The organism is Paracoccus sp. S3-43, from assembly GCF_029027965.1.
Classification (GTDB): domain Bacteria; phylum Pseudomonadota; class Alphaproteobacteria; order Rhodobacterales; family Rhodobacteraceae; genus Paracoccus.
In genome coordinates, this window is sequence record NZ_CP119082.1 from 1576236 (window position 1) to 1599113 (window position 22878).

General features: G+C 69.0%; 24 protein-coding genes. 2 read left to right on the forward strand and 22 right to left on the reverse strand.

Annotated features, from left to right (window positions below; genetic code table 11):
- Positions 1-139 precede the first annotated feature (139 nt).
- Entirely contained in the window at positions 140-742 is a 603-nt protein-coding gene (locus PXD02_RS08165) for an adenylate kinase (RefSeq protein ID WP_275106299.1), read from the forward strand.
- Between the two features lie 454 nt (positions 743-1196).
- On the opposite strand, the gene PXD02_RS08175 is transcribed toward PXD02_RS08165, so the two are convergent.
- The 13 genes from PXD02_RS08175 to PXD02_RS08235 form a co-directional block, all read right to left on the reverse strand.
- On the reverse strand, positions 1197-1454 hold the full coding sequence (locus PXD02_RS08175) for a hypothetical protein (protein ID WP_275106301.1): 258 nt from the start codon (positions 1452-1454) through the stop codon (positions 1197-1199).
- On the reverse strand, positions 1451-2125 hold the full coding sequence (locus tag PXD02_RS08180) for a YcbK family protein (RefSeq protein WP_275106302.1): 675 nt from the start codon (positions 2123-2125) through the stop codon (positions 1451-1453). The genes PXD02_RS08175 and PXD02_RS08180 overlap by 4 nt, the downstream gene beginning before the upstream one ends.
- Positions 2126-2199: 74 nt before the next feature.
- A complete protein-coding gene (locus PXD02_RS08185; RefSeq protein WP_275106303.1) occupies positions 2200-2487 on the reverse strand; it encodes a DUF6127 family protein in 288 nt (95 codons plus the stop codon).
- Between the two features lie 19 nt (positions 2488-2506).
- Positions 2507-3583, reverse strand: coding sequence for a DUF2793 domain-containing protein (locus PXD02_RS08190; protein ID WP_275106304.1), 1077 nt, complete (start codon positions 3581-3583; stop codon positions 2507-2509).
- A gap of 10 nt (positions 3584-3593) precedes the next feature.
- Complete coding sequence (locus PXD02_RS08195; protein WP_275106305.1) at positions 3594-7559, reverse strand: baseplate multidomain protein megatron; 3966 nt, start codon at positions 7557-7559, stop codon at positions 3594-3596.
- Positions 7560-7568: 9 nt separating this feature from the next.
- Positions 7569-8003, reverse strand: coding sequence for an NlpC/P60 family protein (locus tag PXD02_RS08200; RefSeq protein WP_275106306.1), 435 nt, complete (start codon positions 8001-8003; stop codon positions 7569-7571).
- Positions 8000-8884, reverse strand: a complete 885-nt coding sequence (locus tag PXD02_RS08205; RefSeq protein WP_275106307.1) for a DUF2163 domain-containing protein — start codon at positions 8882-8884, stop codon at positions 8000-8002. The genes PXD02_RS08200 and PXD02_RS08205 overlap by 4 nt, the downstream gene beginning before the upstream one ends.
- On the reverse strand, positions 8881-9507 hold the full coding sequence (locus tag PXD02_RS08210; RefSeq protein WP_275106308.1) for a DUF2460 domain-containing protein: 627 nt from the start codon (positions 9505-9507) through the stop codon (positions 8881-8883). Before PXD02_RS08210 ends, PXD02_RS08205 begins: the two co-directional genes overlap by 4 nt.
- A gap of 9 nt (positions 9508-9516) precedes the next feature.
- Positions 9517-11940 carry a tape measure protein gene (locus PXD02_RS08215; protein WP_275106309.1) on the reverse strand — a complete coding sequence of 808 codons (2424 nt, stop codon included), beginning with the start codon at positions 11938-11940 and terminating at the stop codon, positions 9517-9519.
- 44 nt (positions 11941-11984) lie between these two features.
- A complete protein-coding gene (locus PXD02_RS08220) occupies positions 11985-12164 on the reverse strand; it encodes a DUF7697 family protein (protein ID WP_275106310.1) in 180 nt (59 codons plus the stop codon).
- A gap of 80 nt (positions 12165-12244) precedes the next feature.
- Positions 12245-12700, reverse strand: a complete 456-nt coding sequence (locus PXD02_RS08225) for a hypothetical protein (protein ID WP_275106311.1) — start codon at positions 12698-12700, stop codon at positions 12245-12247.
- A gap of 2 nt (positions 12701-12702) precedes the next feature.
- Entirely contained in the window at positions 12703-13647 is a 945-nt protein-coding gene (locus tag PXD02_RS08230) for a phage tail tube protein (RefSeq protein ID WP_275106312.1), read from the reverse strand.
- 23 nt (positions 13648-13670) lie between these two features.
- Positions 13671-14087: an acyl-CoA transferase gene (locus tag PXD02_RS08235; protein WP_275106313.1), complete on the reverse strand. Its 417-nt coding sequence runs from the start codon at positions 14085-14087 to the stop codon at positions 13671-13673.
- Positions 14088-14173: 86 nt separating this feature from the next.
- Between PXD02_RS08235 and PXD02_RS08240 the strand changes: the two genes are divergently transcribed.
- On the forward strand, positions 14174-15028 hold the full coding sequence (locus PXD02_RS08240) for an RES family NAD+ phosphorylase (protein ID WP_275106314.1): 855 nt from the start codon (positions 14174-14176) through the stop codon (positions 15026-15028).
- Positions 15029-15055: 27 nt separating this feature from the next.
- Here the strand turns inward: PXD02_RS08240 and PXD02_RS08245 are convergent, their stop codons facing one another.
- From PXD02_RS08245 to PXD02_RS08285, 9 genes are read right to left on the reverse strand one after another with little or no spacing between them, the layout of a single operon-like run.
- Positions 15056-15691, reverse strand: coding sequence for a DUF6441 family protein (locus PXD02_RS08245; RefSeq protein ID WP_275106315.1), 636 nt, complete (start codon positions 15689-15691; stop codon positions 15056-15058).
- Positions 15688-15999, reverse strand: a complete 312-nt coding sequence (locus tag PXD02_RS08250) for a head-tail joining protein (RefSeq protein ID WP_275106316.1) — start codon at positions 15997-15999, stop codon at positions 15688-15690. The genes PXD02_RS08245 and PXD02_RS08250 overlap by 4 nt, the downstream gene beginning before the upstream one ends.
- Entirely contained in the window at positions 15999-17012 is a 1014-nt protein-coding gene (locus PXD02_RS08255) for a major capsid protein (RefSeq protein WP_275106317.1), read from the reverse strand. The genes PXD02_RS08250 and PXD02_RS08255 overlap by 1 nt, the downstream gene beginning before the upstream one ends.
- A 45-nt stretch (positions 17013-17057) precedes the next feature.
- Positions 17058-17423: a head decoration protein gene (locus PXD02_RS08260; RefSeq protein ID WP_272857924.1), complete on the reverse strand. Its 366-nt coding sequence runs from the start codon at positions 17421-17423 to the stop codon at positions 17058-17060.
- Between the two features lie 3 nt (positions 17424-17426).
- Positions 17427-18473 carry a head maturation protease, ClpP-related gene (locus PXD02_RS08265; RefSeq protein ID WP_275106318.1) on the reverse strand — a complete coding sequence of 349 codons (1047 nt, stop codon included), beginning with the start codon at positions 18471-18473 and terminating at the stop codon, positions 17427-17429.
- A gap of 4 nt (positions 18474-18477) precedes the next feature.
- The gene (locus PXD02_RS08270) at positions 18478-20022 is read right to left on the reverse strand and encodes a phage portal protein (protein WP_114077108.1); all 1545 of its coding nucleotides are present in this window, start codon (positions 20020-20022) and stop codon (positions 18478-18480) included.
- Between the two features lie 4 nt (positions 20023-20026).
- A complete protein-coding gene (locus tag PXD02_RS08275) occupies positions 20027-20242 on the reverse strand; it encodes a phage head-tail joining protein (RefSeq protein WP_114077109.1) in 216 nt (71 codons plus the stop codon).
- 3 nt (positions 20243-20245) lie between these two features.
- Positions 20246-22246, reverse strand: coding sequence for a phage terminase large subunit family protein (locus PXD02_RS08280; protein ID WP_275106319.1), 2001 nt, complete (start codon positions 22244-22246; stop codon positions 20246-20248).
- Positions 22194-22790, reverse strand: a complete 597-nt coding sequence (locus tag PXD02_RS08285) for a hypothetical protein (RefSeq protein ID WP_275106320.1) — start codon at positions 22788-22790, stop codon at positions 22194-22196. Before PXD02_RS08285 ends, PXD02_RS08280 begins: the two co-directional genes overlap by 53 nt.
- Positions 22791-22878 lie beyond the last annotated feature (88 nt).

The window sequence follows — 22878 nt, forward strand, 5'->3', positions numbered from 1 at the left end:
TGAAGGCAGGGATATCATGTTCGCCTACACGGCCAGCGGCGGTCTGCGCGCAAGTGCAGGGCTTCTCCGAACGGTACTGGGTGCATCGGAATTGCCGCCGCCATCGCCCTCGTGGCGATCCAAGAGGTGAGAAGAGACAATGAGACTGATAGTGTTCGGACCACCGGGAGCAGGGAAGGGAACGCAGGCGCAGCGTCTGGCGGAACGCCACTCGATCCCGCAGCTTTCTACAGGAGATATGCTGCGCGCTGCTGTGACCAAAGGCACCGAAACCGGGCGGCGGGTCAAGACGATCATGGATGGCGGCGAACTCGTACCCGACGATGTGGTCAACCAGATGGTATCCGACCGGATCGATCAAGAGGATTGCCGCAAGGGGTTCGTTCTCGACGGCTTTCCCCGGACAGTCGCGCAGGCGGAGTCCCTGACAGCCATGCTGGAGCAAAGGGGTGTCAGGCTTGACGCAGTCATCGAACTGAAGGTCGATGAGACCTCGCTGGTCGAGCGAATGGAAAAGCGCGTCGCCGATACGGTGGCCGCTGGCGGCACCGCTCGCAGCGACGACAATCGGGATACCTTTGTCAGACGTCTCGACGCATACCGGAACAAGACGGAGCCGCTACTGGACTACTATCGCCGAAGGAATGAGCTCATTACGGTTGATGGAATGCAGGGCATCGACGACGTGGCGCGCGAGATTGAGGACGTACTGACCCGGCGATCCTCGGGATCACGACGCTGATCCTGGCGACAAGGAACGGGATCAGCAAGAAGGCGAGAAGCCAGAGGAGCGCCGGCGATTACAAGGGCTCGGCCGCGCAGCTCGGGGCGGCGGAGCCCGCCAGCGGTCCAGCAGAATGGCGCGATGCGGTCGATCACGGTGCCGGACCTGCCTGGAGGCGGGTGCATCGTCCTGGTTCGTTCGGTGAGGGACACCACCTGGCCGCTGCGTCCAGCGATCGATCGGCATGCTGCCTGCCGCCATATTGGTGCGGATTGCAGACCGCAGGCGCTCAGGCTCTTGCTAGCTTGTCTCAAGAGAGCAGGCCCGAGCCTGCTCTCTCATCACTGCGTAGTCGCTCAGCATTTCCGCGATGATCGAGCCTTCCGGCAACCACGCCAGTTCGTCGGCGGCCCGCCCCTGAAGCTCACGGCTGTACTCCACAGCCGGCGGGCACATCGCGAGGCCGCCGTTTTCAGAACCGACCGTTGCGCAGCCGCTCAGTAAGCTCGTCACGAGACCGAGGACGACGAGCGGCAGCCTCCAGCATCCGGCGATGCACGTCATTGGTCTTCTCCGTGGTCTCATAGCGTTCGGCGAGGCGGCCGGCTCGCTCGCCGGACCGCCGGAGCGCGAGCAGGAAGAAAAGCACGCTGAAGCCAACGGCGCCGTAGCGCAGCGCGGCCCGCATCCATGGGCTGGCGGCAATGCCGCCTAGCAGCGCGGCGATCATCGACGCCCCCGCTTCCAGTCATCGAGCCGCGCGTAGATCGTGACCGCGATGCCCCCGAGCGCCACGGCGATGAACACCCAGCGCAGCGTTCCGAGATAGGGTACGAGCGGCAGGATAGCGGATTGGGTCTCGGCCAGAACGTTCTGTGCCACCTCGACGCCCGCCGCGCCCAGCGTCGCCACACCGGCCGCTCCGCCACCCTTCATGGTGCGGCTCTGCGCCAGCACTTCGCGCGCCGGCGGGGTTTCGGCAGCGAAGGGAGTCGGCCGGACCGGGAAGCGCTCGCCCCACTGCCGTGCCGGGCCGAGATCGACATGGATGAAGCCCGAGCGCGGGTAGAAGCCAAAGCCGAGGAATCCGACCGCCCGCGCCGCGGCCTCGAAGGCCACCGGGTCGTGGTTCGCCATGGCGATGTCGAAGGCGGCGCCGCCGAGATGTTTCGACCGCTGTGCACCGCCAACGGCGCGGTTGTGCTCGGGGCTGCGATAGGCCGAGCGCACGATCAGCGGTTTTTCCAGCCGGTCGCGCAGCGCCTGCAGCCTGTCGAGCGCGGGTTCGTTGATCAGCAGCTTGCCGGTGCCGCGGCAGGCGATCTCGGCGGGCGAGAAGTTCGGCCAGCGCCAGGCATTCTTCGGCACGTCGCGCCAGTGGCGGTGGAAGGTCGTGGTCATGGGGGGCCTCCAGAAATGAAGAACCCGCCTCGAGGGCGGGTGTGGCTGAGCTGATGGTTCGGGGTGTTGTGCAGCTACGGGCTGCCGCCGAAGATCCTGAGCTTGATGGCGATGCCCGCCAGCAGCGCCAGCATGACGCCGGTGGTGATCATGCGGACGGCGGTCTGCATCGCCGTGCGGCGCACCAGCCGGATGCAGTCCACCAGGGAGCGCAGATCGCGGATGTCGAGCGCGGCCTCGTCGCCGTCGAGACCGACATCGGCGAGCGCGCGCTTGGCGCCTTCCTCGGCGGCCCGCGTCAGGATCGCCTCGAACTCGGCGTCGGGCATACGCACGAAGCCCTCGGATCGGGGTGGGTTCATCGGATCCTCCTTCCGCCGCTCAGCCGATTTTGCAGCCCCAGAAGGACGTGTGATCGGCCGCGAAGTAGCCGTCCGCGACCCGGAAATACCCCTGCAGCTCGACGGTATCGCCCGCGGTCAGCGGGACCATGGTCTGCAGCCAGATCGCGGTGGCGAGCGAGACATGGGTGGCGGAGATTTCACCGAGGGAGCCGCGGATTTCCGTCGTGCCGTTCAGGACGAGCCGCCCGCGCATGCGGGCCGTGGCGCTGGCGTTGATCTTGTAGAGCAGCGTCGCGCCGAAGAGGTAGGTGCCGTCAACCGGGGCCACGAAATGGTTGTTCGCGGCGTCGAACGCGCCCTGATCGTTGGTGTCGGTGTTGTTCAGGCCGATCTTCGTCCAGGTCCCGACGCCGACGTAATTGTCGTAGTTGGTGTAAGCCTTGAACCGGGGCAGACGGGGCTGGTCGACGATGCCGTTGGCGTTGTCGACGCTCAGCCCGTCGAAGAAGGTGCTGCCGTCGGCCGAGACCGCGAGGCGGAACCTATCCGAGCCGAAGAGGCCGACCAGCGCCTTGGTCACGAAGCCGGTCTGCAGGGTCAGCCCGAGATCGTCGCCGGCCGCCTCCTTGTTCATGGTGTAGAACAGATCGCCGGTGCCGCCCTCGGCCACGGTCTTCGCGGACCAGAGCGCGGCGTTGAGCTTGGCCGAGAACGGGTTCGACGCATCCGCCGTCGTGCCGACCCCGAGCAGCGCCATGTTCTGCAGCGCCGTGGGTGTTGTGCCGACCCAGCCCGCGCCGTCATAGACCAGCAGCAGGCCCTCATCCTCGACCCATGCACGCCACCCGGTCCGTGGCGGCAGGCGCAGCCAGGCGCCGTCCGTCCAGAGCGCGACGTTCAGGTCCCAGCCCGCCCAGTCGCCGGTTGCGCCCGAGCCGACGATGTAGCGGTCGCCATCCGCAGGGCTGCCGGGCGGGGCCGTCAGATCCCGGTCGAGGACGGAAAGCTGGACGAGCCCGTCGAGGAGCCGCAGCGCCTCGTTGTGGGTGACGTGCTTCTGGGCCTGCGCCGCCATGATGTAGGGCAGCAGGAGATGGGTCGTGGCGTCGGACATGGGATGGCCTTCAAAGTATCAGCGTGACGGTCTTGGGCGCCCCCCGCCCCACGAGGGCGGAGAGCTGGTAGATGCGGATGTCGAGCGTGTCGCCGAGGCCGAGCGGCGCGCCCCAGTCGGCGGTCTGGGCGGCAGCGTTGTAGACCACGTTGGCCGTGGCCGTGCTCAGCACCCGCTTCACTATGGGGCCGTCGAGGATCTCGACCTCGTAGGCTTCCAGTTCCTCGACCAGCGGCACCTCCAACCCGCCCCAGCTGTCGGCCGCGAGTGCCCGGGACCGGCGGGTCCAGCGGATCGTCAGATCGCCGGGACTGCGCGCCTTGCGCCACGGCTGCTCGACGTGGGCGACCGAGAACGGCCGAAGCCCGACGCCCGTGGGCGTGAACGCCTGCGCCACATAGGTCTCGTCGCTGATTGGGCGGCTCGCCGGACCAATGCGCCAGTTCCACGGGATGCCGAGATCGGCCTCGGCGATTGGTAGGGACGCCAGCGCCGTGTCCAGGACCACGACCCGCGCGCCCGCAGGCGCCGGGTTGCCCATGGCGCCTTCCGTGCCGCGCTGGCCGCGCAGGAGACGTGTCAGCCGATACCTGCCCGGCGCCAGCAATTTGGCCGCACCCGCCTGCACAATCTCCCAGACGCCGGGCGCGCTCTCGATGGCGAGCGCGTTGGCCCCGCCGAACAGCGTCAAGTCGGTCACGCTCTCCAGCGTTCCGGTCAGCAGATCGACCACTAGCGCATTACCGAGGTCGAAGCGCGACGTCGGCCCCGTGTAGAAGTCCGAGACCAGTGCCCCGATCCGGGCGCGGCTGCCGAACGTGGTCAGCAGCTCGAAGCCATCGGTCGCGGGGCTGCGGAACACTGCAATCTCGCCCGGCCACGGCACGGCGTGTGCCGCGACCAGCGGCCGATGCGCGAGCTGGTCCTCGGTCAGCTGCGGCAGGTCCATCAGCACCGCATCCGGTGCGCCGAACACCACCGCCCGCGTCAGCGATGCCGCGCAGGGATCGCCGGGCGGCAGATCGTAGGTCGCGCGGTCCTGGCGGACCGCCTCGATGCCGCGCGCCTCGGCGTCGGCGATGGAGACGAGCCGCAGATCGACCAGCCGTCCGTCATGCTCCAGCCGGATCGCGTCGGCCGGATCGAGCGCGAGACGCGAGGGCGGCAGACGGAACGCCGCCGTCTCCCGGCCCACCCACGCCTCCATCAGCGCGCGGCGGCAGCGGCGCTCAGCTTCCTCGGGCGGCACGGCCATCGGGAAGGACTCGGACGCGATCCGCGTCGTGTCCACGGTGATGCGCCGCGCCTCGACGAGGGCCGCGCCGTAATCCTCGTCGGCGCGCGCGACCTGCCATTTCAGCGCCTGCGGCAGTTCGGTCTCCTGGCCGCGCGTCAGCTCGAGGACGTCGCCCTCGCGGGCCGCTACCAGATCGTCGGGCGTCACGCTCGCCACCGCGGCCCGGCCGCGCATGACGAAGCGGATCACGCCCTCGGACTCGACGGCGTCGAAGCCGAAATGCCGCGACAGCGTGGTGATGGAGGCGCGCGGGCTTTCGAGCGCGGTGATGGCGTAGCCCTCGACCGCGCCCCAGAGGCCGGTGACGTCGATCCTCGACCCGGGCATCCCGGCCCGCAGGCAGAGGTGCCGCACGAGCGCCGCCAGTGACACCGCGCCGAGCCGCCCCGTCAGCCAGTGGCCGAGCCGCCAGTTCGCACCGTCCGTCCAGACGTCGGTCAGCGCCGGGAAGAACGGATACGGTCGCGCGTCCCAGGTCCAGGCGGCGCATTCGGGCACATGCACCATCCGGCCGCCGTAGACCGAGGACACCGGGTTGTTCGCCGGAACGCCCCACCAGAGATAGGTCGCCTCGAGATAGGCGCGCTGGATCGCATCGTCGCGCCAGCCCCGCGAGAAATACGGCGTGAAGCTCTCGGAGGACTTCGGATCGAAGAACACGTTCGGCTGGTTGGTGCCGCGGTCGATGGCCGGGCAGCCGAGTTCGGTGAACCGGATCGGCTTCGACTGCGGCACCCATTCCGTCGGCGTCGCGCTCTGCACCCCGCCCGGGCGGTTGTAATGCTGGTTCGACCACCAGGCGCGCAGATCCTTGTAGCGGAAGACCCACGGCTTGCCGGCGGCACCGTCGGTGATCGGGGTCCGCAGCTGCGCGGTGCGGTCGGCGGCGCTGGCGTAGAACCAGTCGAAGCCTTCGCCACCCGCGATGTTCGCCTGCAGATATGCCCGATCGTAGATCGCGGGCCAGCCATCGGCGGCGTCAGCATGCTCGAACCCGTCGCGCCAGTCGGAGAGCGGCATGTAGTTGTCGATGCCGACGAAATCGATCTCCGGGTCCGCCCAGAGCGGATCGAGGTGGAAGAACACGTCGCCGCTGCCGTCCCCCGGCTGGTGGCCGAAGTACTCGGACCAGTCGGCGGCATAGCCGATCTTCGTGCCTGTCCCGAGGATCGTCCGGACATCCGCCACCAGTTCGCGACAGGCCTGCACCGCGGGATAACTCGCGGCGCCGCTGCGGATGGTGGTCAGACCGCGCATCTCCGACCCGATCAGAAAGGCATCGACGCCGCCGGCAGCTTTGCAAAGATGGGCATAGTGCAGGATCATCCGGCGCAGGCCCCAGTCGCCGGCCCGGCCGGTCCACGAAACCGACTGACCCGAGACGCTGAAGCTCGCGGGCGTGGCCGTGCCGAACAGTGACGCCACCTGCGTGGCGGCCGTGGCGGTCTTGTCCACGGTCCCGGCGAAACCTGCGGCAGGCGAACAGGTGATCCGCCCGCGCCAGGGGAAGACCGGCTGGCCGGTCTCTGCGGCGTTGTCGCTGTAAGGGTTCGGCAGCGTGTTGCTAGGCGGCACGTCCATCAGGATGAAGGGGTAGAATGTCACGCGCAACCCGCGCGCCTTCATCTCCTGGATCGCCTGCACCACGGCGAAGTCGGCCGGCGTACCGCCATAGACGGGGCGGTCCTCGTCGTCGCGGCTGACGAAGAAGGCATCGGCGCGGCTGACGCCGTTCGCCGACCAACTGGCGGGCGTGGTCGACTTGGCCGAGACCTCGACGCCCGGCCGCACCTTGCACGATCCCGCGCGCAGATCGTCGCCGAACCAGGCCACGACGAGACTAACGCTCTCGACCGCGGGCGCCATCGCCTTCAGCCGGTCCAGCGCCTCCACCATGTCTGTGGAATCGGCCAGCGCGTTCAGGTTCTCCGCCTGCGTCGCGCCGCCATCGGTCTTGCGGATCGCCTGCGTGGCGTAGGTGAACTCTCCCGAGGCCGGGATCATGGTGACGGCGCGGGTCAGCCCCTCGGCGGTGTCGGGATCGGCGAGCGGCCGGAACACCTCGAAGGAGAGCTGCGGCAGGCGGTTGCCGTAGGTCGAGAGCGCCAGTTCCTCGAAGACGACATACGCGGTGCCGCGATAGGCGGGCGTGTTGACCGCCCCCATCTTCGCGGCGATGAACGGATCGGCGGTCTGCGCTTCGTCGCCGGGATGCCAGCGCCACGTGACGCCGGAGAGGTCCATCGGCTTGCCGTCGGCCCAGATGCGGCCGATGCCGGTGATCGGGCCTTCGCACAAGGCGACAGCGAAGCTCGCGTAGTAGAGATACTCGGTCGTCTTGACCTTGCCGCCCCCGCCGCCCTTGCCGCCGCCTTGGGTGGTGGTCTTCGTCTCCTCGCGGAAATCGGTCGCCCAGATGATGTTGCCGCCCATCCGCATCCGGCCGTAGAGCCGAGGGATCACCGCGCCCTCGGTGGCCGAGGTGATGCGCAGCGTGTCGAGCCGCGCGCCCTCGATGCGCTGGGTGGGCGCCAGCGACGAGATGATCCAGCTGTCGACGACCGAGCCGATGGTCGAGCCGATGAAGCCGCCGATGGTCGCGGCGCTGACGCCGAGGATCGCACCGCCGATGCTGCCGCCAATGGCGGCGCCAGCGGCACCGAGAACGAGGGTGGCCATGGGTGGGTCTCAGGTTTGCGGAAACAGGAAGGCGAAGGCGATGCGCCGCCGCCAGGGTTGCGTGAGCGGTTCCTCGATCACGCCGAGCCGCTCATAGGCGTGGAGGAAGGTGCCGGGCCCTGTGAGGATCCCGACATGCTTGGCGATGGCGCGCGGCTTCATGCGGAAGAGCACCAGCCCGCCGGGACCGGCCGCCGCGGGTTCCACTTCGATCATCATGCGCCGTGCGCCCTCGGCCAGAACCTCGCGCGGCCCGGTCTCGCCCCAATCCCGGCTGTAGGGCGGGATCGGGAACGGCTCTGGACCCACGACCTCGCGCCAGACGCCGCGCGCGAGACCAAGGCAGTCGCAGCCAACACCGCGCAGGCTGGCCTGGTCGTGATACGGCGTGCCGAGCCAAGACCGCCCGATGATGATGACGCGGGTGGGATCAGCGGAGGTCACAGCACGGACCCTTCGTGGCCGCCATCCTTCGTGGCGTAGCGCAGCACGGCATCCTGGCCGGGGATGTGTGGGAAGCCTCGGAAGTTGGCGGTGTTGGCGAACTTCGCGCCACAGGTCTCCATCCGTTTGTCGCAGCCCGCACGGATGGTGAAGGCATCATCCTCGGCGATCGCGCGCACCGGCGCCTCGAGCAGGGTCAGGATCGCCACGCCGTCCGTGACGTCATGGCCCAGCACCTCGGTGCGCCGGCCCGCATTCGCGCCGCTCGTCCATTCCAGCGTGCCGAAGGTGAACCAGCCGGAGGTGAACCCACCGAGGCCCGAGGCGGTGAAGGCCCGATCGCGCAGGAGATCGATGACGCTGCCAGTGCCCTTGAAGGCGGGATCCTCCAGATTGACCTCGCAGCGCGCATCTCCGAGCGCGGCGTCGCAGCTCGCCTGGAATGTCCGCCCGACCGTCTGGCCCAGCACATGGGCGAGCGATCGGACCTCCGCGACGAAGGCCAGCCGGCCGCGCCGGATCTGGCCGATGGCCCCGCGGCGCATCAGCACGCGCTGGCTGGGGTCGGCCCAGTTCGCCCGCCAGACCTCGACCTCGGCGTTGTCCCAGCGGCCGTCGAGGATGTCGGTCTCTGTGATGCGGTCGGAGGTCAGCACGCCCTCGGCGTCCTGCGCATCGACCGACAGGTCCGAGCCCGACCGCACCTCGGAGGCCGTCAATCCGCTCTCGGGCTCGAAGTCGGTCCCATCGAAGGCGAGCGTCCGGTCGTGGTCGGTGAAGCCGAAGGTGACGGCGTCGGCGCGGCTGATGCGCCAGCACCAAGCGAGCGTCGTCGTGCCGTCGTCGAGATGGGCCTGCAGTGAGGGGTCGAGTATCTTCATCGGCGCAGTTCCAGAAGCGGGATGGAGGTGATCGAGCCGAACCGCTCGAGGTCGAGCGTCACGTCGAGCGCATCGGTGTCGAAACGAACGGGCACGTCGAACGCGAAGCTGGCGGTGATGGCGACGCCCGCGGCTGGGGGCGCAGCGAAGGTGACGAGACCGGTCGTGGTATCGGCCGACCAGCCCGAGGGCTGCTCGACACCGGCGAGCGCGATGCGCACGCTGCCTGCCACCGGCTTGGTGATCGCACGCGTCCAGGATTGCGCGCCGGAGGCGTAGCGCTTCAGCAGCTGGAAGGCGGTCGTCGTGCCGTCGCCGGTGCCGATTGGCTGGTCGGTCGGCGTAGGCGTCTGCGAGGGCAGGCAGGACTTGTGGTCGCCCCAGTCCTTGAAGCGGAAGCCGTGCAGCCGCCCGTTCCGCGCCTCGAAGAAGGCCACGACGGCGGCGAGATCGTCGGCGCGGCGGATGCCATAGGCCACATCGTAGCGGCGGCGCGAGTTGGCCCAGCTGGCGTTGCGCTCCTCGTCGCCAGAGGCGAGCTCGACGATCTGGGTGCGCCGCTCCGGTCCGCCGCGCGCACCGCGGCTGATATCGTCCGGAAACCGGACCTCGTGAAACGCCATGACTGCTCCTCACATCCCCCTTCGCCCGAGCGAAACTGCCCGGGCGATATCGGCCGCGATCTGTGTGCGGGATTGGCGGAAGCTCTCGGCATCCCGCGCGTTGATCGTGACGTGGACCGTAGGCGCGCTTGCCCCGCCGTAGCCCGCGGCTTCGCGGCGCGAGAGCACGCGCTCGCCGCGCTGCAGGATCGCGGGCACCTCGTCGGGTCTGAGGCCCGCCCAGCCGCCGGAATGCATGCGGGGCGCTCCGGCAAAGGCGAGTGCCGGGACCATGCGGCCGGAACCCGGTGCGCCCACCACACCGCCCGCATGCAGGACGTCGGCGAAGATCCCGCCCGCACCGCTCAGCGCACCGGAGAGCGCATTGGCGATGGGACCGAGGATAAATCGCCGCGCCGCGAGCTTCGCCAGATCGGCGATGAGCGAGGTCACGAGGTCGCGGAAGCTCAGCTTGCCGGTCTTCACGAACTCGCCGACGGCGTTCTCGGCACCCTGAAATGCGCCGACCAGCGCATTGCCGATATCGCCGCCGATCTCGCGCGCCTTGGCGGCATAATCGGCGAGCGTGGCGCTGACGGCGGCCCAGCCGGTGACGGCCGTTTCCGCCCCCGCAGCCGCCTCCGCCCCGGCCTGCCGACCGGCGGCGCCGGCGCGACCCGCGGCACCGGTCGCGCCGTCCAGCGCATCGCCCAACTCAAGGGCGCTGCCCGTCGCATCCTCGAGCGCATCCCCGGCTTCGTCACCGGTGCCGGTCACCGCATCCTTCAGCGCCTGCCAGCTGGCCATCGGCCGCGAGGCCGCGTCAGAGAGTATGCCCGCCGCCTCGCGATAAGCATCGGCACGTCCGCGCGCGGCCTCGGCCATCGCGCCCAGTCCGGTGTCGGGCGCGGTGACATAGGTTTGGCCCATGGCGGCGGTGAAAGCATCGGCCGCCGCAGTGCCGGCCGCTGTCGCCGCCCCTTCGAACGGGTTCGCGACCCGCCCCAGCGCCACCGGATCGAGCGTGCCGATCCGCACCCCGCCGTCGCCGACCGCCCAGTCAGGCAGCAGCTCCAGCGCGGCATTGAGCCCGCGGATGAAGCTGTTGATCCGGCTGACAACGCCGTTCAGCATTGCCTCGACGCCCGAGATCAGGCCGTTCGCGGCCTGGAAGGCGAAGTCGCCGATGGCGCCGGGCAGGCTGCCCCAGATCGCCACGGCACCGTCATAGGCACCCTGAAACACTGCGATGCTGCGGTCGCCGAAGCTCACCACGCCGCTGACGGTTTCGTCGAGCAGGGTGAAGATGGTCGCCTTCAGCCCCTCCCAGGCGGCGCCGATGCGGGCCATCACCGCGTCGAGGCGCAGTCCCATGCGGTTCCATGCCTCGGCCGCGAACTCGGCAACGAGGCGGAAGGCCTCGGCCAAACCGCCCACCTTCTGCACGACATTCATCAGCTGGTAGATCAGTTCGCCCGCCAGCACGATCAGGGCGCCGATGCCGGTGCGCACGATGGCGCCCCGCAGCACGGTCAATGCGCCGGAAAGCGTCAGCGTGGCGACACGGGCGGCGAGGAACGCCGCGACCCAGCGCCCGGCCATGAAGCCGGCGAAGGCGATGCCGATGGCGGCGAGGCGTTCCATGTTGTCGGCCACCGCGATCAGCGCCGTGGCCACCAGCGACGAGGCCCCGAACACCTGATCCCACGTCCCGACAAGCTGCATCGCGGCATTGCCGATCAGCGTGAAGGCGTCGCCGATGGTGGCGGGCATGCCGTCGGCTTCCTCGCGCAGCCGCTCGAGATTGCCGATCAGCGCCGTCTGGATCACCGCGCCGGTGATGCGGCCCTCGGCGCCCGCCTGCCGCAACCCAGTGACGGTGGTGCCGAGGTCCGCTGCGAGGAGCTGCGCGACGCGCCCGCCCTGCGCGATCACGGTGTTGAGGTTGTCGCCCGAGAGCTTTCCCAGTGCCATGGCGCGGGCCAGCGCGGTCTGCACCGAGACGGCACGCTCGCCCTTGGCGCCCGAGACCACCATGGCGTTGTTCAGCGCCTCGGTGAAATCGAGGCTCTCGCGGGTGGAAAGGCCGAGTTCGCGCAGTGCGGTGGCGTTGGCCAGCCAGGACTCGGTCGTCTGCTCGATCCCGGAATAGGTCCGCCGCGCCATGGCGGCGAGGCGCTCCATCACCGCCGCACCACGCTCCTGCGACCCGGTGGCGAGATCGACACGCGAGCGCAGATCGGTCCAGCTGTCGGCATAGGCCACGATCTGCCGAACCGACAGTGCCCCGGCGACGATGCCGGCAAGGCGGCGCAGCACCGCGCCGGTGACATCAGCCTGCCGCTCGATGCGCCTGAAGCTTGCCTCGCCGGCGTCGCCGATCCCCTGGAACTCGGCCTTCACCTGGCGCCCGCCCTCGGCGACGAGGCGGACGGAGACCTTCTTCTGGGGCATGGATCAGTGTTCCTGACGAAGGGATCGAGGCTTGTGGGCCCGGTTCATCGCTCCGGCCCCGGCGAGGACCGGTCGCCTGACGCCATCTGTTCGTTGAGCTTGCGGACCATCACGGCCTCGATCTCGGGCAGGCATTCGGCAGCGATCAGCGGATCCATCCCGAGCGCCCGCGCCATGGCGATCGCCGCCGTCATGTCCCAGCCAAGCACCGTGGCGCCGCCCATGCCGCTCGCGAGGCGAAGCTGTCCGGTCAGGCGCTGCGCCAGATCCCAGACCTGCCAGCCCTCAAACGTCAGGGGCCGGTTCAGCCGCGCCGGGCAGTCCGGGCACGCTTGTTCGCGGCCCTCGCAGGGCTCGCAGGCTTTGCAGTAGGCGTCGCCCCCGCCAAAGTGCCAGTCGGCGAGAGCGTGGAGGCGTTTTTTTCCGCTTCCAGCATCAGATGCGGCGCGAGGCAGTGGGCCTGGAAGGCTTCGAACACCGGCCAGATGTCCAGAAGGGCGTCGATGCCTTCCGGCGTGATGGGAACGGGCCTGCCGTCGGCATCGCCGACGCCCTCCCAGCCGGTGACCACGCGGCGGGCGACGGCCTTGGCCATTGCCAGCGCCATGTCCTCCTGCCGGGCCCCTTCGGGTAGCGCCTCGATGGCCGGGTCGTTGCGCGCGGCGACCATGATCGCGGTGGTGACGGGCAGGACGTGCAGACGCAGGCCGGCCCCAAGATCGAGCCATTTTGGGTCGCCGGAAAGCTCGAGACGGATCATGGTCAGTATTCCTCGATGTCGTTGACGAGAGTGACGGTGCACATCCGCCCGAGCGTGGCGTCGCGGGCGGCCTGCCAGTCGAAGCTGGCCTGAATGCCCTGCGGCCCGCCGATCTCGATGCGCGGGCGGGGCAGATATACGGCGTGGACGGCGAGGGTCAGGCTTTCGCCGGAGACGAGCGTGTAGGAAAATTCCAGTTCACAGGGCGTGCCGCTGATCGCCTGCGTCACCAGCGTGCTGTCGGCGAAGCGCACCTCTGTCCGGCCGGTCAGCGCGGCAATCGAGGGATCGGCGCCGTCGATCATGCCGTCGGCGCGGATGGTCTCGATCCGGTCGAGATTGTTGGCATAGGTGATCTCGGTCGAGATCACGTTGCCCAAGGCGGTGCCGTTGCGTTTGATCGCGCCGTTGAAATGCCCGAAACGGATCAGGTCCAGTTCGGCCGGTGTGCCGGCGCTGCTGGTCGTGGCAACCGTCTCGCCCTGCGCCACCAGTAGCGCGGTCGCGGTCAGCAGGCCCGAGCGCTGCATCTGCCAGCTGAGCTGGTCCAGCACCACACCGGAATACATGGCGTAGCGCGGCACCTCGGGCATTCCAGTCTCGATGGAGAGGCTCGGCAGCGTCCAGGCGCCGGACTGGAAGGTATGGGTGAACGGGCCCGGCGCGCTTCCCGTCGTGGTCGGCGCGCCGAACGCCGCCTTCAGCCAGAAGCCGAACGCTTCTGCGTCGAGCGGCACCACGACGTCGCCATCGGCTGTCACCGCATCCTTGACCGGCGCCAGCGGATCGCGGCCGTAGCCCAGAAGCTCCGAGTTCAGCAGCGGCTGTTCTGCTCCAAGCGAGGTGCTGGCGAACGGCATCCGAGTGAAACCGCCGGCTGGCCGCGTTCCATAGGTCGTCTCGAACGCGAGCGCCATCCGCGCCCGCGCCCCTTGGGCACGTGCCATGTCGGTCTCCTTGTCGAAGTGGATCAGCCGAGCGGGTCGGCTGTGGAATAATGCAGGACGACCGGGATCACGGCCGCCTTCAGGCTGGCCGCCCCGGCGACGGGCAGATCGACCGGCTGCGGTGCCTCAGCCTCGACCCAGTCGCAAAGCCCGCCCAGCGTGCGGTCGGCGGCAAGCGCCGCGCCGATGCCGGCGCAGAGCGTGTCGAAGGCCGTGTCCCGGGCCGCGCCCTGCACGACCGCCTCGATCTCGGCGCGGTGCTGGTAGTGATAGCGGAGCGGCGACAGCGTGACCTCCGGCTCCCCCGGCTCCCCGTCGCGCAGGATCAGGAGACCTGCGGCCGGCACGCGTTCGGGCAGCACCTCGCCGCGCAGGGCGGTGGCGGACAGCGCCGAGAGCCGCGCGTGCAGCGCGGCAACGATGGTTTCGCGGGGGGACATGGGATAAATCATCGGCTAATTTGACTGACGAAACGCTCGGACAGCGAGGTCTTAGGCGTGCTCAACTCGATTTAGGGAAGCGCTGCTTGGCACCGAGCAACCAAGAGGTCGATGAGCTGCGGCGCCGATTTGGCGCGAACGTTCCGATTATTAACCGTATCCCGAGTGCCGAAGAGGTAGTCGAAAGAGAGTCGTGGCTTGAGAGGATTGCTGGCACAGTGGGGCTCGAAAAGTGGATGTGGAAATCGCGTCGCGGCCTTCTGATCGCAATCATTGTTGTGCCTCCGGGCATAAGCGGGCTCATTGATTTTTGGTCACCACCAATTAGAGCCGGTATTGAATATGCACGGCCGTACATTGGTGTGATTGAGAACACTGCCATTGCGCTCGGCCAGAGGATGGTTGTATTTCTTCCAGAGCGAGGTCCCGAAAGGCTTGACCCAATCTACCCACATGCGATTCTAGCCCCAGCCGTTGGACAGATGATTACTGTCGCAGCAGGCATCACGAACATTGACGTCAGGGTCTATCGTCTTGCGCACCCCCGATACGATCCTTTAGATGGTCTTGGGCCTTCTCGCTTCGGTGGTAGATGGAACTCTCCCGGTCCACGCCTTCTCTACACATCGGACAGCATTCTCACGGCCATCGAAGAGCTTCGTCCGCATTTACCACTCAACTCTCTTAAAAACTTTGTTCTTCATGAAATTAGGGTCTCAGCGCTTGCAGAGATCCTTCCGAGGGATCGTTCGAAAATCCTGATTGATGATTCTTATGAGGCTTCAAGACAAGTAGGAGACGACTGGATTAGGCGTGGTCAGTCGGATGTCTTGGTCGCGCCGAGCAGTGTCGATCCATTCGGCCATACGGTCGTTATCAACTTGGCGCACGCTGAGCGGATGGACATCAAGCTTGCCAGGAGCACCCCCATCAGTCTGTAAGGGTGATGGGGACTTGGCCAGCCAAGTTCATTCCGGAAACCCGCCCCCAGCCCAATTCGTCACGATCAGCCCCGGCACGGCATCTCGCGCCCGCTCCGCATCCCGCGCGAGGTCCAGCCGCTTCTTCAGCCTGACCTGCGGGACCAGCAGGAAGATCGGCACGGTGGTGAGCCCCCGGCCGGTCTTCGAGCGCGACGCCACTGCGCGCCCTTTCGTGTTCAGCCGCCCCTCGGCCACGAGCAGGCTCGGTCCGGTGCGCCGATAGACGAAGCGCAGGCGCAGGCCGGTGCGACGCTCCCATTCGCCGGGGGTGATCCGGCCACCCCGGAGGGACTTGCCGGCTGCGGCTGTGGGGATCGCCAGCCAAAACCCGTCCTTGGAGCGGATCAGCGGGCCGGTGTCGTGAGCGCCGACGATGACCGGAGCCTTCGACCAGACCAGCGCGGCGGCGTTCAGGCTGTCCCGGCCTTTCGGGAACTGCTCCGAGCGGATGGTGCGGGCGAGCCGCGCCCCGAGACCCGCGCCGGTGATCTGCGCGCGCCAGGCGGTCTTGAGGCCGCTCCCGGCGTCGCGCATCGCCGTGGTGACGGCTTTCTCGCCGGCACGGGTCTCAGTCTCCATGATCCGGGCGATGTCGCCGATGATGTTGACGCCGAGCTTCATGCAGGCCTCAGATCGACGGTCCAGACGAGCCGTTCGCGGTCGCGGACCGGCTCGCCCTCGATGAGGAAGGCCTCGTGGCAAATCTCGACGCGGTCACCGGGGCGTGGGTCCGCCACCTCGACGACGCGCAGGTCGATCCGGGTGGTCTCGGACCAGAGCCTCGCATCGCCGAGGTCGGTGACGGCATCGGCCCGCCGGGCGACGACGCGCACCAGCAGGGGCGCGCCGCCGTCGGCGATATAGACCGCATCCCGGCCGATGTTCGGGTCGGCGAAGAACGTGTCGACAGCAGCGGCAAAGGCGGACATCACGTGCGCCGGGCCGAGCGCAGCACCTGCGGCCGGGTGCAGATCGGCAGTGGATTGCTCTCGATCTCCAGCCGCACCCATTCGTCACGATCCCGATCGGGGATGGTGCGGGCGTAGAGCGGCAGACCCAGCGTGTTCACCGTCTCGAAGGTGTCCGCAGGGGCGTGGTAGATCTCGAACAGCCCCTCGACGCCTTCGGGATAGAAGAATGCCTTGTCGGTCGGCACGCCGAAGCCCGCGCCACCGCGGTAGCGCCGGAAGGTGATGCCGCCGAAGCTGACCTCGTCGGCCACCCGGCCGCGCAGATCGGCTGCGGCAGCGGTGTTGAGATAGGTCTCGCGCACCTCCTTGTGGGCCACCAGATCGGCGAAGAAGGCCGAGCCGCATTCCGCGCGCACCTGCACCGCACCTGCCGCAAGCCCGCCCATCGACGCCTCGACGTCCTCGATCAGCGCCTGGCAGCGCTTCCGGAGCGCACCCGAGGTCGGGCTCGCATTGTCGAGGTCGAAGTCGATCTCGGGGCTGGGCGTGATGCCGAACTCGGTGAAGTAGCTGATCACCGTCGCACCGTCCTTCGGATCCCTCACGATGCCCTGAATGCCGTTCAGCAGGTGGTACTCGAAGGTGGCCTCGGCATCCTGGCGCAGGCGGCCGAGCTTGCGCGCGACCTCGCTCTGCACCTGCTGGGCCGCAGTTTCCGAGCCGAAGTCGCGGATGCCCTGGATCTCGGAGGCCCAGAGCACGTCCTGCTTCTTGAACTGGCGGCAGACGAAAGCGCGCATCTCGCGCCGCTCGGGTACCTGCTGTTCATACGCCGAGCCGCGTTCGGAGAACGGGATCAGCGAGAGGGTGCCGTCGCGGCTCTCGATCACGACGGTGCGGGACCGCACCCCACGCGGCGAGAACAGGCCAGCGCCCGACAGGATCGCGGGCCGGAAGGGGATGTTTTCCAGCGCGCGGGTGAGTTCGATGATGGTGAAGGCATCGCCTTCGAAGATGTCCATGGTGGCCATGGGAATGCCTCCGGTGCATGGATTTTGTGGGACCGCTGGCGGAGATCAGCGGACGAGGATGCCCGCGGCGAGGAGCGCCACATGGGCGGCCGCGATCTCGGCTGCGCTGAGGGTGCCCGCGAAGACGAGGTCATGGCGGTTGACGATCGCGGGGCCGCGGACCACGGCGACGGCAGGCGCATCGCCCGCGCTCGCATCCGCCTTGCCCCAGAGCACCGCGACGGCGGTCTCGGTGCCGTCGACGGCCGCGGGATCGTGGGCGGCGTATTTGCCGGAGGCGGTGATCCTGCCCAGCACGGTGCCGGGATCGAGCGTGCCGGTTGCAATGGTGATGGTCTCGCGGGTGTAGTCGCGGAACGCCTCCCAGACGAGGAAGCCGCCCGCGTGCGGGGTTTCGGTGAGCGTGGTCATGAGTCATCCTTTCAGCCTGAAGGTGCGGGCGACGATCTCGCTCCAGGGGCGGGTGCCCGATGGGCGGCCCGGTTGCGCGTGATGGCCGGCGATCTCGGGCTCAGCCTCGGCTTTCGCGGCCAGGAGCGCCGCGCGGACGTGGTCGAGGCCGGCGTCCTCATCGAGGAAGCGGCCGGCCATCCGCGGCTGTCCGGCAAGGCGGCAGAGGTCGACGACGGCGCGGGCGTGCGAGATGGCCTCGGCGCGGATCGCCGCGGGATCGGGCGGTGCGCCGCCGGGTGGTGGCGTCCCGACCGGCGGCTGCTCGGCGTCGGTGTCGCCGATCTCTTCTTCCCCGGCGCCAGAGGCCTCATCGCTCTCCGCGGCAGCGCCGGTGGTCTCGGCGGCATCGGTGCCGGTGCCGGCGCCGTCGTTGTCGTCACCATCGTTGTCGTCGCCGCTGTCGGTTGCAGCCGCGACCGCTTCGGCCAGCGCCGGCGGCGCGTTGCGGAAGCGCGCGACATCGAAGCGCGCAGCGATCCGCACCGGTTCGGCAAGCCGGTCGGCAAAGCCGAGCGCCAGCGCCTCGCGCGCATCCAGCCAGGTCTCGGCGGCCATCAGCGTCGCGATCTCGTCGATCGACTGGCCGGATTTGGCGGCATAGCCGGCAGCAAGGCTGCCACCCACCTTGTCCAGCGCCTCGGCCATGGCCCGCATGTCGGCGGCGGTGCCCATCACGAGCCCCGCGGGATCGTGGATCATCAGGAAGGCGTTTTCCGGCATGACGATCTCGTCGCCCGCCATGGCGACATAGGAGGCCGCCGAGGCGGCGACGCCGTCGATCCAGACGGTGACCGTGCCCGCATGCCGCTTCAGCGCGTTGTGGATCGCCACGGCGTCGAAGACCGAGCCGCCGGGGCTGTTGAGCCGCAGATCGATGGGCGTGCCCTCGGGCAGCGCGCCGAGTTCCGCAAGGAACCCCTTGGCCGAGACCCCGCAGGCCCCGATCTCGTCATAGATCGCCACTTCCGCGCCGGTGGCCCGGGCGCGGATCGCATACCAGCTTGCCATGCTCTCACTCCTGTTCGGTGGCGGACTCGGTCGCAGCGGCGTCGCCGTGCTCATGCTCGCGGGCCCCATCACCGGGATCCGGCTGCGTCGCGGGCGTCGCCCGTGCCCCCTGCGTCTCGCCGGAGCCGGTGCGGTAGCTGAGACCGAGCGCCGCGGCGCGTGCCGCATCGGCCGCGTTCTCGCGGTCCACTTCCTCGATGTCGTAGCCGGTGGCCTCGACCACCTTGCGGCGCGAGGTGATGCCCGCCCCCATCGCCAGCACCTGTGCCTGGATGTCCTTCAGCGGATCGACCCAGTCCCAGCGCGGCGGGATCCACTGCACCGGCCGCGCCGCCGCGGGATCGTCGAGACCGAGCGCGCCGGAGAGCGCGGCCGCCTCCAGCCATCGCCGCCAGACCGCCCGGCAGAGCTGGTGCACGATCACGCCATGCTGCAGCTGGCCGATGCGGCGCCGGAACTCGACCAGCTCCGCCCTGAGGCTCGAATAGTTCGCCTGCCGGACATCCCCGGTGACCAGGTGATACGGCAGCCCCAGCGAGGCGGAGACCGCGAGCAGCGTCCGGTACTGGAACGCCTCGTAGCCGCCGCCCACGTCGGCGGGCGCGGAGAACTTCACGTCCTCGCCTGGCAGCAGCACCTGCATCGTCCCGGGCTCGAGGCTGGCGATGGCCGCGCCATTGAGGTCCGCTTCGACCTCGCCCAGCATCGGCTCTTCCGGGGCGGTCTTGGTGATGAAGCCCGCGAACATCGCCGCGGTCTTCTTCCGGTCCAGCTCGGCGTCGTCATACTGGTCGAGCAGGAACAGCCGCACCATCGCCGGTGCGACATGCGGCAGCCCCCGGATCTGGCCGGCGTCGATGGGCCGATAGATGTGCAGCACATCCGCGGCGGGTACGCGCACCGTCTCCGGGATCACGTCGCCGATGACCCGGCCGCCCTGATCGGTGCTGTCGCCCGGGTGACGGCGGCGGAAGTGATAGGCCACGCGGCGGCCGATGCTGTCGAACTCGATCCCGCAGCGGATACGGCTGCCCGATGGCAGCACCTCCGTCTTCTCGAAGGGCAGCATCTCCGACTGCAGCAGCTGCAGTTGCAGCGGGACCATGAGCCCGTCCTCGGCCCGGCGCGGGCGCAGGCGGACGAAGCATTCGCCCGCCACGAACATCTCGCGCGCCACCATGGCCTGCAGGCCGTAGAAGTCGGTCAGCCCGTCGGCATCGGCCTCGTCGGTCCAGGCGAGCCAGAGCCGCTGAACGTAGTCGCGAACCGCCGCATCCTCGATCAGCGAGGATGGCTTGATGCCGTCTCCGACGAGGTTTGACGCAAACGCCTCGCAGGCATTCGCCGCGTAACCGTTGGTGACCACCAGTTCGCGCGAACGCGCCAGCAGCCGCGGGCCGCCGGAGGCGACCAGCGCGTTGATGTTCTCGAGCGGCGGGTTCCAGCCGCGCAGGCGGCGCTTCGCCATGGCGCCCTCGAGGCGGGCGCGCACCGCCGCTGGTCCAGCGCTGCCCGGCGATGGGCGGCGAAAGCGGTCGAAGAGGCCCATGGAGTCAGAGCCCCTTCACCGTCGTCACGCGCACCTGCCGCACGATGCGGCGCCCCTCGGCCGCCGCGATCTCGCGGTCCAGCGCCTCGATGGCCCGGTCGATCTCGGCGACGCTGCGATAGTCCACCGTCTTGCCGTCGTAGCTGACCCGCGCCACGCCCGAGGCGCGCTGCACGGCCAGTGCCTCGCGGCGGGCACGGAGTTCTGCGGCCGTGGCCATGGATCACCTCATGTAACTGGAGTGCACGGTCCGGCGTTGCGGGCTTCGTCGAGGCGCGGCCGGCCTCGCCAGCGGGCTGTCCGCAATTGTCGCATCCGCGGCCGACACGCCCAGCTGCGCTTCCAGATCGGCCCAGCGTGCCTCCGGCCAGCGATCCGCCCCGAGGATCCATGCGGCGGCACGGGCGTAGACGCGGGTGTCGAGCGCCTCGTTGCGCTCGCGCAGCTTCTGCCATTCGAGCCTGGAGAAGCCGCGCCTCGTGCGGACCGTCACCAGCTGCTCGGCGGTCAGCTGCTTCAGCCATTCGCTGGCCGCCCAGTCCGGCAGGTGGATCGTGCCGGCCGGAAAGACCGCGCCCTCGGCCCGTTCCTCTGCCGCTGGCCGCTCCTGCCGAAGGAAGCGGTAGGTCTCGGCCTTGAAGGTCGAGGTGGCGACGGTCCAGAGCCGCGCCCCGCGCCGGAGCCGCTTGCCGGCAACGGTCGCATCGACATAGGTCGGCCCCGTTACCGGGCTCGTCCGGGTGAAGCCCTCGACGCCTTTCACGGGCGCCACCTGCGCGAAGCCCACCTGCCGCGACCATGCATAGACGGCGCTGGTCTCGAACCCGGAGTCGATCGCGAGCCGCGCCAGCGTCATCGGCTGGCCGGAGGCGTGTTCCCATGTGCGCCCGAGCAACTCGGTCAGCTGCTGCCAGCAGCCCGGATCGCCGGGGCCACCCTCGAGCACGAGGTGGTCGACGAGCCAGCTTTCGAGACCGCGGCCCCAAGCCCAGACATCGACCTCGATCCGGTCCTTCTGCACGTCGGCGCCCGCGGTCAGGAACAACCCGCGTTCGGGCACGGTGCCCGCGGGCCATGGCTCGCGCCGGTCCGCCAGCCGCTGCCAGTCGGGCGCCTCGCCGGTCTCCATCCAGGTCTCGCCGAGAATGGTGTTCCGGAACGCCCGCATCGCCTCGTCGCTGCCCCGTGCCGCCTCATGCGCCCGCGCGACCCGCTGCCAGCTGAGCCAGCCCACCGGCGAATAGAGCGCCGAGAGGTGGTAGCCGACCGTGGCCGGATCGCTTGGTCTCGCCGTCGCGCGCCACTCGCCGCACTCGAGCATCGCCGTCTTGTGGTGCTCCGCGATTGCCGCGTCGCAGCCCTCGCAGTGATACTCCGCCGTCTCCGGGCGGCCCTTCTGCCAGCGCAACCGGTCGAACTTCAGCCACTGCATCGCACCGCAATGCGGGCACGGCACGAAGAACCGCCGTTGGTCGCTGGCCTCATACTCGCGCTCGATCCGGCTCAGCCCCCGGATCGTTGGCGTCGAGACCAGCAGCACCTTGCGCCGGTGGGCGAAGGTCAGCGACCGCGCTTCTGCCAGCGTGACCGGATCGCCTTCCTCGTCGGCCGAAGCCGGATAGGCGTCGACCTCATCGAGGAAGATGTAGCGCGCCGGGGTCGAGCGGAGCCCGACCGCCGAGTTCGCCCCGGTCATGATCAGGATGCCGCCCGCGAACTCCTTCGACAGCATGGTGTTGCCCGCGTCGCGGGACCGGGCGGGCTTCACCCGCTCCCGCAGCTCGGGGCTCTCGTCGATCAGCGGATCGATCCGCTGCCGCGAATTGCGCTTGGCCAGTTCCACGGTCGGCTGGACCGCCAGCATCGGCCCCGGCGCCTGATGGATCGCGAAGCCGATCCAGTTGTTGCCCGCCTCGGTCGCGCCGACCTGCGCGGCCTTCATGAACACGATCCGCTGCGTGGGATCGCCAGGGCTCAGCCGGTCCATGATCTCGCGCATGTAGGGCGTGCGTACCGTGCGATACCGCCCTGGCTCGGCCGAGGCGCGGCCCGACAGCATCCGGTGCCGGTCCGCCCATTCCGAAACGGTCAGGTCGGGGTCGGGCCGCAGCCCGTTGCCCCAGGCGCGCAGGATCTCGCCCGCGCCGTCGAAGTCCGTCAGTGCGTCATCGTCACCGGAAATCGGGCCGGACCTCGGCGAGTTCGTCGAGGTGGGCGCGTACATGTCTCTCCAGGACCTTCTGCATCGCGGCGGGCTCCACGGTGATCTGCTGGCCCGTCGCGTCGCTGCACGAGGCAGAGAGCTCGGCCGCCATCAGCGCCGCGGCGCGCGCGGGCCAGTTGACCCAGGCGTCCCGTTCCTCCCGCGCCAGGCGGAAGACCAGCGCCAGCGCGCGGGCGCGCTCGATCAGCTCCCCCTTCAGCTTCTGCAGCCGGATGCGCCGCTCCTGCGCCTTCAGCACCTCGTTCGCCGTCTTGGCCTGCAGGAAGGTCGTGCCGCCCCCGACGGCCGGGACCGCCAGTCCCTGTTCGCGCAGCGTGTCGCCGACAGCGGCAACCGCCGCCTCGGGGACGGGCTTCAGCCTCGGCGCGGGCGGTTTCCTCGTCTTCGACGGGTCCGTCGTTTCCGCCCGCCGGGCGTCGCTGGCGGCCGCGTTGATGCTGCCGTCGGGATAGAGGACCAGCCGCTCGGCCGTCTTCGCCTTCTGGATCGCGCCCCGCGACAGCCCGACATGCGCGGCGTACTGGCGCTCGCTCATGCCCTGCATCGACAGCTCCGATTATCATTCACAAACAGGTGGTTATCGAGTTGATAAGCCTCGGCGGCGGAGCGAACGTCCATCCTGAAAGGACGAT

Bases quoted from the DNA above. Each gene is read 5' to 3' on its own strand.
- PXD02_RS08195 (WP_275106305.1), bottom strand. From the start codon at position 7,559: ATGGCCACCCTCGTTCTCGGTGCCGCTGGCGCCGCCATTGGCGGCAGC.
- PXD02_RS08245 (WP_275106315.1), bottom strand. From the start codon at position 15,691: ATGAAGCTCGGCGTCAACATCATCGGCGACATCGCCCGGATCATGGAG.
- PXD02_RS08180 (WP_275106302.1), bottom strand. From the start codon at position 2,125: ATGACCACGACCTTCCACCGCCACTGGCGCGACGTGCCGAAGAATGCC.
- PXD02_RS08275 (WP_114077109.1), bottom strand. From the start codon at position 20,242: ATGGCCACGGCCGCAGAACTCCGTGCCCGCCGCGAGGCACTGGCCGTG.
- PXD02_RS08220 (WP_275106310.1), bottom strand. From the start codon at position 12,164: ATGGGCGGCGCCACGGTGCTTGGCTGGGACATGACGGCGGCGATCGCC.
- PXD02_RS08265 (WP_275106318.1), bottom strand. From the start codon at position 18,473: ATGGCAAGCTGGTATGCGATCCGCGCCCGGGCCACCGGCGCGGAAGTG.
- PXD02_RS08165 (WP_275106299.1), top strand. From the start codon at position 140: ATGAGACTGATAGTGTTCGGACCACCGGGAGCAGGGAAGGGAACGCAG.
- PXD02_RS08185 (WP_275106303.1), bottom strand. From the start codon at position 2,487: ATGAACCCACCCCGATCCGAGGGCTTCGTGCGTATGCCCGACGCCGAG.
- PXD02_RS08230 (WP_275106312.1), bottom strand. From the start codon at position 13,647: ATGGCACGTGCCCAAGGGGCGCGGGCGCGGATGGCGCTCGCGTTCGAG.
- PXD02_RS08260 (WP_272857924.1), bottom strand. From the start codon at position 17,423: ATGACCACGCTCACCGAAACCCCGCACGCGGGCGGCTTCCTCGTCTGG.
- PXD02_RS08235 (WP_275106313.1), bottom strand. From the start codon at position 14,087: ATGTCCCCCCGCGAAACCATCGTTGCCGCGCTGCACGCGCGGCTCTCG.
- PXD02_RS08225 (WP_275106311.1), bottom strand. From the start codon at position 12,700: ATGATCCGTCTCGAGCTTTCCGGCGACCCAAAATGGCTCGATCTTGGG.
- PXD02_RS08205 (WP_275106307.1), bottom strand. From the start codon at position 8,884: ATGAAGATACTCGACCCCTCACTGCAGGCCCATCTCGACGACGGCACG.
- PXD02_RS08285 (WP_275106320.1), bottom strand. From the start codon at position 22,790: ATGCAGGGCATGAGCGAGCGCCAGTACGCCGCGCATGTCGGGCTGTCG.
- PXD02_RS08190 (WP_275106304.1), bottom strand. From the start codon at position 3,583: ATGTCCGACGCCACGACCCATCTCCTGCTGCCCTACATCATGGCGGCG.
- PXD02_RS08255 (WP_275106317.1), bottom strand. From the start codon at position 17,012: ATGGCCACCATGGACATCTTCGAAGGCGATGCCTTCACCATCATCGAA.
- PXD02_RS08175 (WP_275106301.1), bottom strand. From the start codon at position 1,454: ATGATCGCCGCGCTGCTAGGCGGCATTGCCGCCAGCCCATGGATGCGG.
- PXD02_RS08210 (WP_275106308.1), bottom strand. From the start codon at position 9,507: ATGGCGTTTCACGAGGTCCGGTTTCCGGACGATATCAGCCGCGGTGCG.
- PXD02_RS08280 (WP_275106319.1), bottom strand. From the start codon at position 22,246: ATGTACGCGCCCACCTCGACGAACTCGCCGAGGTCCGGCCCGATTTCC.
- PXD02_RS08270 (WP_114077108.1), bottom strand. From the start codon at position 20,022: ATGGGCCTCTTCGACCGCTTTCGCCGCCCATCGCCGGGCAGCGCTGGA.
- PXD02_RS08215 (WP_275106309.1), bottom strand. From the start codon at position 11,940: ATGCCCCAGAAGAAGGTCTCCGTCCGCCTCGTCGCCGAGGGCGGGCGC.
- PXD02_RS08250 (WP_275106316.1), bottom strand. From the start codon at position 15,999: ATGTCCGCCTTTGCCGCTGCTGTCGACACGTTCTTCGCCGACCCGAAC.